We start from the raw sequence: 16,704 nt of genomic DNA, 5'->3' as shown, positions 1-16,704 counted from the left end.
GATATTTATTGGCGTTCCTGTTAGCGTATCAAGGTCAACACTTAATCAACCTCAATATATTTTATTGACAATTATATAGAAGGAACTGCCTGACATGGGAGTCTCGGCAGAACAGTATCAACAAAGTCTGGATTACCTCTTTGGTCGTCTCAATTATGAACGAATGGGGAGTAGTAAGTATTCTACCAAAGATTTTAAATTGGAACGCATGCAAGAGCTTTTGCGGATTTTAGGTAATCCTCAATCCGAAGTGCCTGCTATTCATGTGGCAGGTACAAAAGGAAAAGGCTCCACTTCAGTGATGATCGCGGACATGCTTTCTGCTGCAGGATATCAAACAGGTTTGTTTACTTCACCGCATGTGACAAAATATGAAGAACGAATTCTCATTGATGGTCATCAGATCCAACCTGAGCAACTGATTGACATTGTGAGTGAAATTGCTGCACAGGTCAAATACGATCAGGATACATCAAGCCCTACTTTTTTTGAGTTAACAACTGCTTTGGCCTGGATGCATTTTAATCAGCAGCAAGTCAATTTTGCAGTAATGGAAGTAGGACTGGGAGGTCGTTTGGATTCGACTAATGTCTGTGAACCGCTTGTTTGTGTAATCACAAATATCAGCTATGACCACATGGCTCTTTTAGGAAATACGATTGCGAAGATTACACGTGAAAAAGCGGGGATCATCAAGCCAGGAGTTCCTGTTTTTAGCGGAGTTACCCAACCAGAGGCCATCGAGGTTTTAGAAGAAGTCTGTGCTGAGAAACAAGTACCATTGTATCTACTGAACCGGGATTATTTTTGGGAACTGCGTTGTGAAACAGAGAATCAGTTACATGTGCCTGGACTCAGGAAAACCCAAGAACAGATTCCAACTCAAAAAATTCAGGTCAAAACTCCCTGGTCTGTGATTGATGAAATGCCAGTAAATCTTTTGGGAACACATCAAGCGGCCAATGCTGCACTGGCGGTAACGATATTAGATTATCTTCGACATCAGGAAACTCCGATTGAGCTTCAACAAATGCGTGCAGGTATGGCTTCTGTCAAATGGCCCGCGCGAATTGAAGTTGTTCAAAAAAGCCCTCCTGTGATTGTTGACACTGCTCACAATGATGCTTCGATTCAGGCACTAATCAAAACACTCGAGGAAAGTTTTGGATACCAGAATCGTTTATTGATTTTTGCCGCTTCGCGAGATAAAGACATCAAAGAAATGCTGATCACTCTGTTACCACATTTCCAGACAGTCATTTTAACTCAATATTTATCAAACCCGCGGCGTGTTCTCGTAGATGAATTACTCGAGTTAATGCAATCGATTCAATGTGAAACAAAAAATACTGCTGAGATGATTGTCACTACAAGCCCAGACGATGCCTGGTTAAGAGCAAAAGCATGTTCGACGCCTGATACTTTAACTTGTGTGACGGGGTCTTTTTTCATTGCTGCTGAAATGCGGGAGCTTCTTCTCGGGACGACTGATGAAATCCTCGTTTCAGAATCTTGCTAACTTGCAAGAATTAGATTACCTCTGCAATTTGATTAGAAATTGGTAAGTTCGTTTTAGATTCGAATTCAGAAGAGTGTAATGCGCATTAAAATAGGAGCAGGATAATGAAGCTTACCCTGCCCCTTTTATATTAGTGAATTATTAGGTTAGGGCCCTACTCGAATCGGATTTTTTCTACGTTTGCTTTTCTTTCCTTTTTTCGGTGGGCCAAGCATCTCTCCCTCCATGCCTTCAAGACCAAGGGCACTGATGCCCTCGAAACCTGCTGCATCAAAGCCATCTGTCGGTGCAGCCGTTCGTGCCTCCATTGCTTCTTTAACCCAGGCAAGACTTTTTCGTTCCCGGTCAAGCTTTGCTTTAGCTTTATCATAGGTTGGTGACGCCTCAGGAGTCAGAGACGGTTTTAGGTTGCCAAAGCTATCAACGATGATTGCTTCTGCGTCGACAGGCAGGTGTCCGCGTAATTTCGCAGGCAAATTCAAATCTGGATGTTCGTCTGCAATGATTGTTGGTGATGGAATCGCATCGACGAGATAGTTTTGTGTATCAAATTCAACAGCAGCTTTATCATCAAATTCTTCTTTTGCTACATCATAGAGTTCAGTAATTTGTTCGCCGCCGATTTCTTCACCAACGGCAGTTTTGAGAGTAGAATGAATGGTTGTTCCCGTTTTGGGATACCATTGGAAGACTTCAAAGTAGGCTGTGGTCCCATTGACACCACGCGGAGGTTTGACATTTTGAAGAAAATAATAGACGTCCTGCTCCGCGGTAACGGCTGCCGTGTCATTGCTCCAGGGAGTTGTGCGTGTTTCTCCTTCAGCAACAGAAGGGAGAACTACTTCTTCAATCGGACGCTGGAAGTTAGGATTTCTCACAACGAGTCGCACTCGATATTTATAAGTTTCACCAGGATTCAGATCAAAATCAAAGTAACGGAATAAAAGCAAACGTCCAGCTGCTGAGGCATTAGTTCTCAATTTCTCGACAAACTTTTTTTCATCCAAAGGTTCTCTAGACGCTTGGGGACCCATCATATTTGCAGCCATGCCCCTGAAAGCAGCATCCATTTCTGAAGATTCATCACCCATCATGATGTCAGTGCGAATTTGCCGCATACCAATCTGGAGTTGTGAAAACCCCTTTTGTTTTTCTTTGAAGACTTTTTCACCTGCATGAGTCTTTTGGTAGCGCTCCAGAAGAAGTCGGTTGACTTCCAGTTCTTGTTCAATTTCTTCTTGACTCAGTGTGAAATTTTCGACCCGAGGATGAGTCGCTACTTTATACCAGAACCCGGCAATACGACTGGGAAGTGGCATCGTAAAGACACGATCAGTGATGCTGGTATTGACAACGGGCGGATCAAAGTCGGCACTTTCTTTTAAAACTTCAATTGAAGTTTCGATATCTACTTTTTCCCAAGGGCCAGACCAGGGATCGTTACCAGGAATTGCCTTTTTACGTTGCAATTCAAAATCAAGGAACTCAAGAATCCTGCCTGCCTGCATATTCTGGAGTGAGAACGCATCACCCAAGGAACGCTCCAGCTTATCTTGCTGCGTCGCGAGATCAAACACACCTCGAACGGCGACATATCGCAAACCACGGCCTTCACGCGCGGGGCCTGCCATGCCTCCCATTCCCATCATTCCGTCTTCAGCAAAAGCCGACTCCATACTGTCTGGAGAAGCAAAACTAGGATCAAGACCACCACCGGCAGCCATCATTTCCGCGGATTCAGTCATTGCCATTGCTGACATATTCCCAAAGGTTAAACCCGCCATAGCAGAATCTCCGGCACCCGCCATACCAGCGCCAGTTCTACGTCGTTTGAATTCATCGTATTCTGGTTCGTCAGGCTTGGTTGTTTCCGATCCTTCAATTTCAGATCCGTCGCCTTCTCCATCCATGGCAAGTTCAGGAGGGCGTATCATCATAATGAAACGGCCGTAATCAGCTTTCAAATCTTCGACGGGGAGCCAGACTACTTCTTTAGCTTTTTCTTTTTTACGATATATTTGCCAGGAGATTGGAGTAGAAAATGTAAACTTGGAGACCTCGACTCCGTTATCAATCACATCTTTTACATTTTCGAACAAGTCGTCTTCTTTAAGAAATTCATTACGTTTTTCTTCCGGCCATTGACTATTTTTGACCAGTGTTTGTGCAGTATCTACTTTTTGGTTTAGTTCAACTGGAGTGCGTTTTTCTGTTGTCCACTTTGAAGTAAAGACAGCAAATACAATGAATAGCACAACAAAACACAGGACAATTTTTTCACCGTGATTTACTGCAAATTCTTTGTAGTTCATTCCTTTGAGATTGGACATCAAGTTTTTCACGGGACCTTCTCCGTTTGGTTAAGTTTTTTACTGTAATTAGTCAAACTTAGTTTTGAGGTAAACAGGTTTTATTATTTTACAGCTTCCTCTGACTTGGGTTCAGTCTTTGGTAGCTGTGGATTATTAGAATCGGAGCCTGCTGGTTGCGGCTGAGTAGACTCCGTTGGTTGTTTTGGTTGTTCTCCAGTAGTCGAATCATCAGGTTGCTTTTCTGAATTTTCTGCTGGAGCAGTCAGTTCAACAGGGTTTGCTGGGTTTTCTACAGGGGGTGTTGTTGAAGAATCTGCAGGTTGTGGCTCTGCGCCAGTCACTGGTTGCTGATTTGCATCCATTTCCCCTCCCTCTGATTGAGCAACGACGTCTCCTTCTGGAGGTGTGTAGGGTTTGTAGAGTGTCATCAGGCCTGCGATCGTAACAACAGCTAGTTCCGGGTCATTGAGAGCGGCATCAAGTAAGCTTTTGTTTTCGAGCCCTTGATCACGTCCTGCTCCAGGGAGTCCATCTGCTTCAAAGCCGGCGCCTGGACGACCTAAACCTCCATCTAAACTACTTTCCAGATCAAATTCGTCTCCACCTGCCATAGCTCCGCCTCTACCTGGTCTACGGCCAGCCATGCCACCGCCCATTTGACCAAGCGGGCTGAGATTATCATCAAACATATCTGCGATTTGAACACGCTTAATTTCGACGGGCCAAGGCATTTTTGTCAGCTCTGCGAGTAAATGTGGTAGTTTTGTTGATTGAACGACAACTTTTAAATAGAAGGCACGAGTTTTATAAGGAAGCTCTTCTTCTTCATGATAGTACCGTTTGAGGTTTTGCGCACCCCTTGCACCAAAACCACCGCCGAGCCCTCCAGGAACCATAGCATCTGCAGATTCCATCATCTCACCTGACTCGTCCCCTCCTCCAGCAGAGCCATCAACATCATTCCCAAAGATTTCTTTCAAATCCATGTCAACGCTGATACTCTGCATTCCATCCTTGCCACCTGCCATGCCAGGTTGGGGGCCACCGCCACCAAATAGTCCACCACCACCTGCAAAATCTCCTTCCATACTCATGCCTGGATCCATGCCATCACCACCAGCAGGGGCGCTGCCGTCATCGCCAACTGTTCCCCCCCGCAATTCAAGTACAGAAATCTGTCGAACGGCAGACTCACTGATATTGGCCGCACCTTTATTGACATCTGCAATTGCTTTCAGAATGGAGGTCACGAGCCAGATATCTTCCTGGGCGTCCCACATTTCTTTTGGAGTTGGTGGTAGCGTTTTCCATTTGTCTAAAGGAACATGGGGAATTACATTGGGAGAGAGATCGACTGTTCCGGTCCCCTCTCTCAGGTCAAAGGGATTTGCCAGCTTATGTACACGTAAAATTTCAAATTTGTAAGCGCTACGATACAGGTTTCGTGGTACACGAGATATCTCACCACGATAAGGTGTATCTTTCATCAAAGGAGCAATATTTGTTGGCCATACAAACAAGCTCTTTTGTTTGTCCCAAAGATATTTATGTGATTGTCCAATGTAATTCTCTTTTTCTTTGTTGATTTGTTTGAGTGCGGTTGACCATGTTTCATTAGGAGGATTCGGAGAGATTTGCGCGTCGGTAAACGCTTTATCAATAGCCGTTTTTCGTTCTTCGATTTCTTTGGCAAGGCCACCTGTCGCCATGCTCCAACCAATAACAGGCAGTAGCAGTGCGATAAACAGAATAATCCAGAATTTATGAGCAAGAATCGGTTTTAGTTTGTCCATGAGTTTGTCCTCGATTCTCCGCAGAGATTTATTGACTCAAATTCAGTAATTTTGATCACTTTATCACAGTATTTAATTTGAAAGTAAAACGTTGATTAACCTGCTTCTGCGGTTTCTTCCCCTTCACTTGAAGAGGACTCTGGTTGCGTTTCCAGCCGTTCAAGTACCGGAATCGGTTTCCAGACAAATTCTAATGTGAATTTTGTTTGGTGAATTCGCATTGGTTTGACTTCTTTTTCAACACGATTTCTACCAGGGCGCGGTCGTCCGACGCCGCCCAAACCACCACCGGGGATACCTATGGCGTCTTCTCCCGGTAGGACGCCTCCGACTCCACCACGAGCCCCAAAGCCTCCAAATCCACCGCGGGCAAAGGCTCCTCCTTCGCCACCTGGTTGCATTCCCCGTGGACGACCTTTGGGATAAAATTCGAACGGGCTTCGTTCATCCGAAAGAATAATGGCATGTGAAATACCCATTTTGCGTACATCGACCATGGGAGAATTTGGATTTTTCACTGTCCACGATTGAAGGTTTTTGAGTAACGTTTCATGGACATATAGAGCACCAATATCGGTCGTTGGCTTTGATTCGTCGTGGTGATAATGCAAACCATGTAAGGTGAAGACAAAGCCTTCTCCTTCAGGTGCTTTATCCTGATCTTCTTTTAGCATAATTGACTTCGCTTGCTTAGGTAGTTTCTCAAACCACTCATTCAAGTCGGCATAATGCTTTACTGTAATTCCAGGTAACTTGATCCGCTTACTTTGCTCAATTTTTTCATTATCAAGTTCGTCGCCAATGTCGCGAGGAAGGCATTCATTTATGGCTTTGAACACCTCTAACCAGTCGTCCCTTGTTTCCAGGTTCCAAACAAGCTTGTTCCCTGTCTCAATGAGAGAAGTAAATTCACTTTCTGCGCTATCATAGCTAGACTTATATCCGCTCACTTGAGTTGTCAAATTTTTGACTTTACCTTCTGCACTACCAAAACGTTCGGTGCTAACTGAGTTGGCAACATTGCTATACCCTACTGCTGAAATACAAAGTCCCACTAATAAGGCTGCGGCTGTAACAACGGCCCAAGGTTTTTTACGCCGAATCTTACGAGCTGTTGCAATTTCAGGTGGTAGTAGTGAAGTGCGAATAGATGTCTGTTGCAAGGCCTGCAACGCAATTCCATAAGGAACAGTAAACGTCAGGATATTGTCCTGGAACAGTGGTTCGTTAAGGACCGCATCACCAACCAATGCCTGAAAGTCATCAAGCCGTTCCACTTCGTATTGTAGGTTTTGTTGTAAGAATTTTTGTAAACCAGCAAGTTTAAATCCATTACCTGTCCCATAGACTTTGGAAATTTTCGCATCACGGTTAACACTGGAAAAATATCCAATAGATCTTTGGATTTCCGCGACATAATCGTTAAAGACAGGACGCAAGGCTTGGAACACTGCTCTTGGGTCTTCTGATCGTGTTGCATTGCATTTGAGATGCTCGGCTTTGGCAAATGTGAGTTTCATCTCTTTGGTGAGGGCACGCGTAAAGTGGTTTCCACCAATGGGTACGTTACGAATCCAGATCTTACTGCCATTAGTTACCATCAGTGTGGTACTGTCGGCACCCATATCGACCACAATGGAAGACTCTTCAGGATTCCCCTCGTAGTCCTGGCCAACTCGCATGCCTAGTGAGTCATAACAAAGAGTGTTGTAAAGACCCAGTGGGGCAATTTGGATCAGCTCGACTTCGAGTTTTCGATCAACAAACGGTTGTAGTGTTTGTAAGACCTGATCGCGTTTCATCGCAAAAATACCGACTTCGGCATCCAGCATGTAGCCGCTTTCTTCTACACCTCCACCCAGAGGCTGATAATCCCAGATGACATCTTCGAGAGCAAAGGGGATTTGTTGTTTCGCTTCATATTTCACAATTTCAGGAACACGATTCGATTGAACCGGTGGTAATTGAATGAACCGAGCCAAAGAGGCCTGCCCTGGAACACTGATTGCGATCAGATCCCCTTTAATTTCGTTACGAGACAGAAACGTTTCCAAAGCCTGGCTAATCAATTCATCGGGAACCGCATCTGGTTGGCTAAGAATTTTAGGATGCGGAATATAATCGAAGGCAACGGCAATCACTTGATCGGCGGCTTCCGCATAGCGAAGACGGATGGCTTTTAAACCAGCTTGTCCAATCTCAATGCCCCAAACAGCTTGATTATCTGCCATGTGTCCGATTACTCCTACTTTCTGGAACGGCTTGTCTCAGTGGTTACCAGAATCAATAACGAGGTGAAATTCCGCTTGCTGAATCAAATTGCTCAGAAGTGCGAAATGAGAATCATCTAAATTAGTTTCGTGTCAAGAAAGGTTCGAGAATCACTTTTGAGAGCAAAGAATTCCCTAACATAAGGCTATCACAGGATTTCGTCTAAAGTCAATGAAATAAAGGATGTTTGAAAACGACTTCATGAAAATTAATAAACATGCTCTGTATATTTTACTGCTTAAATGGAACTAAAATGAAGTAACAAACTTAAGGCAGATATCTTTTAGTAATGATGCTTTCATTTTGTTAGATGAGAGCTTACTGAGTATAGTTCCCGCAAATCCTATCATTTAATACGATTTTGTCGTTTTTCTGATGGATTCTCTAAAAAGATTTTAGTCGATTTTGGCGTGTCGCTGATCGTTCGAGGTTTAAAATAGGGCTGATTTAAGTATAAGTTCATCATACATTTGTGAATTATCAAGTCTGTGGAAGACGGTTCTATGGATCATCATTGGCGGTTTGCTTATGCTAATCGTAGTCAGCGTCGAAAATGAGAGCTTTCCCTGTAAAATAACAGAATGACACAACGTTCGTAAAGCATTGCAATATAATGACATACAATGATATTGTAATATTGATCCCTTGTCATAGTCTTGAAGATTTTCCAACGGAACTGGATGAAAAAGACGCAGAGAGCCTGCTCAACGCTTTTGCGGTGGCCTGGCATCCTGAACTTTTGGCCTCATCACGAGTGATTCCCAGTTGGCATCGTTCCGATGAACCTCCGCAGTTTTTGACAGATCGTTTGCTGCTCATTCCCAAGACTTCTGAAGATTGGCTGCCTTACGGTTGGATTGAAGAGGCTGAGTCAAATGGCGCAACTGTTGTCAGTGGCAAGATTGAGCGAGATGAAATGGCAGAAGCAGCTCTTCAGCCACTCAACTCTGAACAGGAAGATTCGGCTCATGAGGTCTTGTCGGATGATTTGGTTGCTGATTTTTATGCATTGGGGCTCTGTTATATTCAATTAGAATTATTAACCCGCTGTATGCACCATTTTAGTAGCTTAGATGAGGCAACCATTCAGCGGGAGGCCATTGCCGCTGCTGATGCAGCGTTAGCCAATGATATTGAAGCAGCCCGCGCGCATCTCAAAGGATGTTTTGAAGTCCTTCTGGAAAATCGGGAACGTTTTTATCCCATTGATTGTTATTTGCTCGACTTGTGCCTGTTGACGCCGGAGTCGGTTGACGATTCACTCAAGCAGTCCATCGCCGCTGAGCGGCCCTTAAATTTGTTGATCACCGCAGATGATCTTGAAACCATCGCTGAAAAAGATCCTGACTTAATAGCACACCTGAAAAGGAGCTGTCAAAGTCAGGAAACGGAAGTGATCGGAGGGGACCAAGAGCAGATTGCCATTCCGGTTGTGCCAGTTGAGTCTGTCATCTGGCAGTTGCAATCGGGAACGAACAAAATTCAGGAGCGGACAGGACGTGCACCTACGACGTGGGCCAGGCGGCGTTTTGGCCTGGCCTCTCTCCTACCTATGTTACTGCATCGATTTGGATTTCATTCTGCCTTGCATATCGTATTAGATGATGGCGTTTATCCCGATTATGAACAAAGTAAAATTCACTGGGAAGGCGCAGATGGAACGATCTTAGATGCCTTTTCTCGAATTCCCATGTCTGCTGAAGGTGCCGCCAGTTATCTTCGATTTCCGCAGCGGATGGCGGAGTCGATGGAAGAAGATCAGGTCGGGGCTTTGATGTTTGCTCATTGGCCTGATGTAAAGTCCCCCTTCTTTGAAGATTTTAAACGCATCCATCATTATGCCCCCGTGTTGGGGAGCTTTGTGCTGTTGAATGATTTCTTTCAAAACACGGAGTCATCGGGACGACATTCCTCTTATGATGCCCGGGAATACTTATCGCCTTTCCTGAGTCAACTTGTGGCGATGCGAATACCCAACCCTCTTAGCCGCTTTATTGATCATTTCCAAAGGTATGATGAGTTTACTGCCGGGCTCTGGTTTCACACAATTTCCAAAGCCATCTATGGACAAACGATACAAGATGCCTCGCTTTTCAAAATAGAACAAGCTATCGAAAGCGGCCATCCCGATGCGAGCGAAGAACATCTTCAAAACGCTGTTACGTCGCTGAAAGGTTTTTGTGAAGCGGGCATAGCTAAGTTGGCTGATGTGATTCTTCAAGGCACGGAACAACAACAGTATGGAGTTTTATTGTTGAACTCCTTATCGTTTAATCGGACTGTTGTTGTCGATCTATCTGAGTTTCCTAATGCACCAGAGCTAAGTGATTCAGTCAAAGCAACACAATTTGATGATCGACAAAAGAAAGCCGTTGTTGAGATCCCGGGGGCGGGTTTTGTCTGGCTGCAGCCAGCCCAGTCCCCGCCAGAGCATCCTAAAGTGAATGTGCCAATTGCGGAGCCACTCTTGCTTAGAAATGAATTTTTTGAAGTTCATATACACGAAGAGACGGGTGGCATTGCTCAAATTAAAGAATATGGTCGCAAGCCGAATCGTTTAAGCCAGCAATTAGCATTTCGATTTCCCTACCAGCGAAATATTTCTACAACAGGCCCCTTAGGGAGTTGGGACAATAAAACTCCTTATTCCGAGATACGAGAAGTGAAAGTAGAGCTGACATGCGATGGTCCAGGCATGGGAGAAATTGTCACAACTGGTGAAATATTTGATCAGGTGAGTGAGAGCACGCTGGCAACATTTCGTCAGATTTTCCAGCTTTGGCGCGGGCGGCCTATTCTTGATGTGAAGATTGAGCTTGATATTCAGACAATGCCGGATGGAAATCCCTGGGACAATTATTTTGCAGCTCGATTTGCATGGGGAGATAGCACGGCTTCTCTGACAAGATCGTTATTAGAGAGTGCGCATGCATTTCAGGGAGAACGGTTTGAAAGTCCTCACTATTTTGAGATTGCAGAAGGTGAAGAACGGGTAACGATTCTCAATCATGGTTTACCATTTCATCGTAAAACAGGGCCTCGCATGCTGGATAGTATGTTGGTTGTTGAAGGAGAAACCAAACGCGAATTTAGATTCTCGATTGCTGTCAACCAGAGCTTTCCCATGCAAACAGCCAAGAATGTCATGGTTCCCGCAGGTCAATTTTCAAGTCCGGTTGGACCTCCCCGTATGGGAGACAGTGGTTGGTTATTTCATGTTTCAGCCAGTAATGTACAACTAACACGAATTTTGGATCTGGTAAACCACGAAGAAGGTTCCTCGCAACATACGTTTGGTGTATCGACTGGTTTTGCAGTGCGTTTGATTGAGACCGAAGGGATACATCGTTCTGTCAAATTGCGATGTTGGAAATCACCCGTCAGCGCCAGACAACGTGATTTTCACGGTAAAACAATAGTGGAACTTCCGATTGAAGACGACGCTGTTCTAATTGAAATGTCTCAGTATGAAATTGCTGAGATTGAAATCCAGTTTGAGGAGCAATCCTAGTTGATGATCGTGACGATAGATGGTCCGGCAGGATCTGGGAAAAGTACTGCAGCACGAGGTTTATCGCAGCGTTTAGGCTTCGAGTTTCTTGATACAGGGGCAATGTATCGATGTGTTGCCTGGAGTGTGCTTGATCAAAACGTTGATCCAACTGATGAGGAAGCGGTTGAAGTAATTAGCCAGCAAATTAAAATTTCATTTTCTGATGCCCAAGTGCTGGTTGATGGACGGAATGTTTCAGAGGCAATCCGTACCCCTGAAGTGACGGAAGTTGCTTCTCTGATTGCACAATACCCGGTAGTGAGAACAGAGCTGGTACGTTTGCAGCGTCAAGCAGCTGAAGGAATTGATATCGTCAGCGAAGGTCGAGATCAGGGAACGGTGGTTTTTCCTGAAGCGTTCTGCAAGTTTTTTCTGATCGCCGATCCGCAAGAGCGAGCCCGACGCAGACAGGCAGAACTTCGAACTCAAGGGAAAAACATGTCGGTTGCAGAGATATTGCAGCAAATTGATCAACGCGACCAACGTGATGAACAACGCACCGTCGCCCCGTTAGTACCGGCCGACGATGCGGTGGAATTCAATACTTCGACTTTGACAATTGAAGAGGTTTTAGATCAATTGGAACAAATTGTCAGATCACGAATGAGTTCCAAACCTCACTAAACCGAATCGATTGATTTTGGATTAGAAAGTCAGCGTCAAAGTAATCGTCGTACGGCTGTCAAGAAGATCTTTTCGATTAGAAAGCGGGAATTCCCAAACGCCTGCGAGAGACAAGCAGCGATTAACGCGGTAGTTGGCTCCAAAGGCGGTCGTCACAACATTATTTCCTGCTACGCTGGAAGAACCAAGATTGATCCAGTCTCCCCCTTCAATACTTAGCGGCAAAGCCTGACCACTTTTGGTATAAACAATTCCGTTCAATTCTGCGATTGCCGAGAGTTTATTGGTAATGGGATGGTCATAATGCACACTGTAATAAATCGATTGTGATTCTTCTGACGTGTCACCAGGAATATGATAGCCTGCTGAGGCGATGACATGACCACTGCCAATTTGCTTACCCAGAGAAACATAGGGTGTCCATACTCCATCACCATTTCCTTGAAACACGCGTGTACTTCCATTGGTTGTTTCATAAATCAGTCCACCAGAGAGTAAAAATTGATTCTCTACATCTCTGATAAAGACATATTTCAGGCCAAGTCCAAGGTCTGACCAGCCTGTTCTATTTCCCACACCACGTGTTTGTAAAGTATTATACCCATCTTTGATTGCCAGAAAGGAGAGTCGTTCGTTCAAGGCAATTCCGATTTGGAGAGCGTAGACTTGCAAGTCCCCTGCTCCAAGCACGGGGGTCTGAGCGTCAATCATTTGATTGATGAAAACACCGCGTACATAGGTCAGCGAGCGTGGATCAATCGCCCAAACGGGATTACTTACCGGCATAATAAAGTCATCAAAACAGCGATCGCTGGGAAATTTATTCAATAACGGTATTCGATCACATATTGTACAACATGAGCTACAATTGCATATTGGGCAGTCACAAACAGAAGATTGATCGTTGCAGACAGAGGAAGAACAATATCCGTGCGCGGGTTGGCTCAGTGCTGGTTCACCGCTAGGCGTATGAATCAGTTCTGTTTTCGAGTCTGGTGGAAGAGTAGAATCATCATCGTCATCCAAGACAGGAGGTGCTGGTGCCGCATCTTGTTCGAGGACTCCTTGAGATAATACATCTGCTAAGGTTTGTGGTTGAACCGCCTCTTCGGCATAAATTGCCGAACTGGTAAGAGTACACGAAATCGTGACGATCATAATCAGCGAGAATCTCATGTTTCCCCCCTCCTGGAAATGAGATGATGGAGCGTTTGTTCGCTAAATACGTAATTAGATTGTTTTATTCTCTCAAAAGTATCGGCCATTTTATTTCGTGAGATGAAGGGATAAAACAAACCTGATCTGTTTTACCTAAATGAATGGTAATACTGCATGTGAATGGTTTCAGAATGCAAAAAGGATGCACGTTTGAACGACGTGCATCCTTGATAAGTAGAGCAAAGTAAGGTTAATGATTAGTGCATTAGTTGCTTTTCGAAATCGATTTCGTACTTCTTCATTTTCTTATATAGTGTTGTGCGATTGATTCCCAAGGCTTTGGCCGTGTTTTGTCGATTCCAGCCATTGGCCTCAAGGGCTTCGATAATGATTTGACGTTCAGGGTTTGCTAAAGCACTCTTTAATGAGGCATTTCCCACTCGATTGCTAGAAGAGGCCAAAAATGATTGTTCCTGACGAATTTGTTCGGGAAGATCATGAATTCGAATGTAATCACCTTTTGTTAACACAACCGACCGCTCAATGACATTAATGAGTTCTCGAACATTACCTGGCCAGGAATATTTTAACATGGCTTGAACTGCAGAAGCATCAAAACCTTTGATGGATTTGCCAACTTGTTCGTTATAAATTTTGAGATAGTGTTCGATCAGCAGCGGAATGTCACTGATGCGTTCTCTAAGTGCAGGCTGAGTCAATGTAATTACGTTAATGCGATAATATAAATCCTGTCTGAATTCTCCTTTGGCTACCATCTCTTCCAAATTTTGATTGGTTGCCAAAATGAGACGAATATCAACAGAATGAGTTTTATTATCACCAACTGCTTCGAATTCACGATCCTGCAAAACCCGCAACAATTTTACCTGCAGACTGGGAGAAGACGTAGCAATTTCATCCAGGAACAATGTACCACCATCCGCCTGTAGAAACTTACCAACTTTGTCGTGAGTTGCTCCCGTAAAGGCGCCGGCTTTATGACCGAAAAGCTCACTCTCCAGTAAAGTATCTGGAAGCGCGCCACAGGCAACTTCAACAAATGGTTTACTGCAGCGATCGCTAAGCTGGTGAATCGCACGTGCAGTCATCGTTTTTCCCGTACCATTTTCACCCAGAATTAAGACCGTCGTCCGAGTATCTGCTACACTTTCGATCAAATCAAACATTTTCTGCATTTTGTAGTCTTGGCCCACGATATTTGCCAGACCAAAACGCTGATCGAGTTGGGCTTTTAGTGACTTGTTTTCTTCTACAACCTGCCTCTGTTCCAAACATCGTTCAATGGTCAGACTTAGTTCTTCATCAATGACCGGTTTGGTCAAATATTCGAAAGCACCAAGCCGGATCGCCTCTACAGCACTTTCGATAGTTCCGAATCCCGTCAACATAATAACGGCAGTTTCAGGTGAGTTCTCTCTCACCCATTCCAGTAATTGAAAGCCGTCCTGGTCTGGTAAATTGACATCGCACACGACCACTTGGAATGGAAATTCCTTCAGACGTTCAATGGCGTCCAGACAGGTTAATGATGTTTCTGTACGGTGGCCGAGACTTCGTAAATAGTCAGCCATCGCTTCCAGAATATTTTGATCGTCGTCAACTACCAGTAATGAACCAGAATTTGTCTTCATTGAATTTGTCTCACCCAAAGTGTGTTAGTTATGCTGTAATCATCGTACAGCTGAATCTGATTGTGAAGTTACATAGGATGTTTCTCTTGGATTCACAATTTGAAATTGAAAATCTGTTTGTTGCTCGATTTAAAATCAATCATTGATTTCAAATGCAGAGCGCGCTGGTATTCGATTTCCTCAAAACGAATGAGCAAATCAAATTAAGTTTCATGCAGACATATAGTTACCTGATTGGAGGAACTTTTGTCTAACAATCAAACTGGGGAGCAAACAGTAATGAAGGGATATTGAAAACATAGGGCATAAGTTTCAAACTGGCAACATGCTCCTATGACGTCTGTTGTTTTTGAGAATCAGAACGAGATCTGTACCTGAAATCCGAGGTGTGGCTGTTGCAAAAAAGCAACATTTGTGCCCCTGCAACACTACTAGAAAAACAATATTGTCAATTGTGCCGGTTTTGAGACCTTCGTAATGGTGTATCCTATTCTGTTAAGATGTGTATAATTCCTACAATGTGAAATGAAGGTACATTTGATTCGATCTACGGTAAATCACCTGAATTAACAAGAAATAAGAGAGAGAATTCAATCTTGAGGGAGCTTGAGAGCAGATAAATTTGAAGTGGCTAATGACTTTTCTATGATCTAGATCCTTTTTGGTCATTGTTTTACAAGTTGAGGCCGAATTCCTACTGGAATTTATTACGAAATACGAAAGAATTACCAACTAATAGCGAATGACAACTGCAAACAGAGCCTTGAGATGGTACCCGTGTACTGCTACTATTGGTGCTGAATTGAAATAATCCAGATCTAGGTTTCGAATGTATAGTGGTCTGGGGTTATAAATAATCGTATCAAATAGCTCAAAGGGCTTTGCAGTCGACTCTCAAACATCCTGTTAGGAACAGACAGGATTCTATGTACGCGGTATCAATTTACCATTCGAATGCAGGGTGTTTTACTTACCGAAGGTCGCCTCTTAGATTGAGGTGTCTTCAATGATTATTACCGGGAGATTTGCCTGTTTGTTATGAGGCTCCGGTAACAGATAATGGGAGTTATCCGTTGTTAAGAGCAATAATAAGTGATATTCACGGAAACCTTGAAGCGTTGGAAGCAGTTCTGGCTGACATAGACCGCCGTGAAATCAGCGAGATTTATTGCCTGGGAGACATCATTGGATATGGTCCCAACCCGCGCGAGTGTATTGATCTAGTTCGTAAACGCTGTCAAAAGTCCCTCCTGGGAAATCATGATCAAGCTGCTCTGTTTGATCCCGAAGGTTTCAATGCTGGTGCGGAACGTGCCATTTTCTGGACGCGACGTATGTTGGAAACGGGTGATGCATCAAAAAATCAGGATCGATGGGATTTTTTGGGCGAACTTCCCCGTATGATTCGCGAAGAAAAACTCTTGTTCGTTCATGGATCAGCACGAAATCCATTGAATGAATATGTCTTTCCGGAAGACATTTACAACCAGAGAAAAATGGAACGTATTTTTGGACTGGTAGATCAATATTGTTTTCAAGGTCACACGCACATTCCGGGAATTTTCACAGAAAGTATGAATTTCCTTGCACCAGACGAAGTAGATTACGTTTACGACTTTGGAGCGGAAAAATTTCTGGTGAATGTTGGTTCGGTTGGGCAACCTCGTGATACTGACAACAGATCTTCCTACATAATTCTTGATGATGAAAAGTTAACTTTCTGCCGAGTCGAATACGATTTCAATGCCACCGCAGAAAAAATTTACGACATTCCTGATTTAGATAACTTCTTGGGCGACCGTCTGCGTGATGGTCGATAACA

General features: G+C 44.0%; 9 protein-coding genes. 4 read left to right on the top strand and 5 right to left on the bottom strand.

Annotated features, from left to right (window positions below):
• Window positions 1-94 precede the first annotated feature (94 nt).
• Complete coding sequence (locus V202x_RS22820) at window positions 95-1,519, top strand: bifunctional folylpolyglutamate synthase/dihydrofolate synthase (protein WP_145179137.1); 1,425 nt, start codon at window positions 95-97, stop codon at window positions 1,517-1,519.
• A gap of 146 nt (window positions 1,520-1,665) precedes the next feature.
• Here the strand turns inward: V202x_RS22820 and V202x_RS22815 are convergent, their stop codons facing one another.
• The 3 genes from V202x_RS22815 to pilM form a co-directional block, all read right to left on the bottom strand.
• Window positions 1,666-3,849, bottom strand: a complete 2,184-nt coding sequence (locus V202x_RS22815) for a hypothetical protein (RefSeq protein ID WP_145179136.1) — start codon at window positions 3,847-3,849, stop codon at window positions 1,666-1,668.
• Between the two features lie 83 nt (window positions 3,850-3,932).
• Window positions 3,933-5,624, bottom strand: a complete 1,692-nt coding sequence (locus V202x_RS22810) for a hypothetical protein (RefSeq protein ID WP_145179135.1) — start codon at window positions 5,622-5,624, stop codon at window positions 3,933-3,935.
• 95 nt (window positions 5,625-5,719) lie between these two features.
• On the bottom strand, window positions 5,720-7,855 hold the full coding sequence (gene pilM / locus V202x_RS22805) for a type IV pilus assembly protein PilM (RefSeq protein ID WP_145179134.1): 2,136 nt from the start codon (window positions 7,853-7,855) through the stop codon (window positions 5,720-5,722).
• Between the two features lie 653 nt (window positions 7,856-8,508).
• Here pilM and V202x_RS22800 point away from each other — a divergent pair.
• Together V202x_RS22800 and cmk are read left to right on the top strand one after the other, a co-directional pair.
• Window positions 8,509-11,406: a hypothetical protein gene (locus V202x_RS22800; RefSeq protein ID WP_145179133.1), complete on the top strand. Its 2,898-nt coding sequence runs from the start codon at window positions 8,509-8,511 to the stop codon at window positions 11,404-11,406.
• A 3-nt stretch (window positions 11,407-11,409) separates the two neighbouring features.
• On the top strand, window positions 11,410-12,072 hold the full coding sequence (gene cmk / locus V202x_RS22795; RefSeq protein ID WP_145179132.1) for a (d)CMP kinase: 663 nt from the start codon (window positions 11,410-11,412) through the stop codon (window positions 12,070-12,072).
• Between the two features lie 21 nt (window positions 12,073-12,093).
• Here the strand turns inward: cmk and V202x_RS22790 are convergent, their stop codons facing one another.
• A complete protein-coding gene (locus V202x_RS22790; protein ID WP_145179131.1) occupies window positions 12,094-13,248 on the bottom strand; it encodes a hypothetical protein in 1,155 nt (384 codons plus the stop codon).
• A gap of 239 nt (window positions 13,249-13,487) precedes the next feature.
• Complete coding sequence (locus V202x_RS22785) at window positions 13,488-14,882, bottom strand: sigma-54-dependent transcriptional regulator (protein WP_145179130.1); 1,395 nt, start codon at window positions 14,880-14,882, stop codon at window positions 13,488-13,490.
• Window positions 14,883-15,955: 1,073 nt separating this feature from the next.
• On the opposite strand from V202x_RS22785, the gene V202x_RS22780 reads away from it, so the two are divergent.
• Window positions 15,956-16,702 (top strand): metallophosphoesterase family protein, encoded by a 747-nt coding sequence (locus V202x_RS22780; RefSeq protein ID WP_145179129.1) that lies wholly within the window; start codon window positions 15,956-15,958, stop codon window positions 16,700-16,702.
• Window positions 16,703-16,704: the final 2 nt, after the last annotated feature.

It is taken from the genome of Gimesia aquarii (genome assembly GCF_007748175.1).
Classification (GTDB): Bacteria; Planctomycetota; Planctomycetia; order Planctomycetales; family Planctomycetaceae; genus Gimesia; species Gimesia aquarii_A.
This window is presented reverse-complemented; position numbering and strand designations above follow the sequence as displayed.

What these genes read in the sequence shown, in the direction of transcription:
- V202x_RS22800 (WP_145179133.1), top strand. Translation starts at nt 8,509, where the DNA reads ATGACATACAATGATATTGTAATATTGATCCCTTGTCATAGTCTTGAA.
- cmk (WP_145179132.1), top strand. Translation starts at nt 11,410, where the DNA reads ATGATCGTGACGATAGATGGTCCGGCAGGATCTGGGAAAAGTACTGCA.
- V202x_RS22790 (WP_145179131.1), bottom strand. Translation starts at nt 13,248, where the DNA reads ATGAGATTCTCGCTGATTATGATCGTCACGATTTCGTGTACTCTTACC.
- V202x_RS22820 (WP_145179137.1), top strand. Translation starts at nt 95, where the DNA reads ATGGGAGTCTCGGCAGAACAGTATCAACAAAGTCTGGATTACCTCTTT.
- pilM (WP_145179134.1), bottom strand. Translation starts at nt 7,855, where the DNA reads ATGGCAGATAATCAAGCTGTTTGGGGCATTGAGATTGGACAAGCTGGT.
- V202x_RS22815 (WP_145179136.1), bottom strand. Translation starts at nt 3,849, where the DNA reads ATGTCCAATCTCAAAGGAATGAACTACAAAGAATTTGCAGTAAATCAC.
- V202x_RS22810 (WP_145179135.1), bottom strand. Translation starts at nt 5,624, where the DNA reads ATGGACAAACTAAAACCGATTCTTGCTCATAAATTCTGGATTATTCTG.
- V202x_RS22785 (WP_145179130.1), bottom strand. Translation starts at nt 14,882, where the DNA reads ATGAAGACAAATTCTGGTTCATTACTGGTAGTTGACGACGATCAAAAT.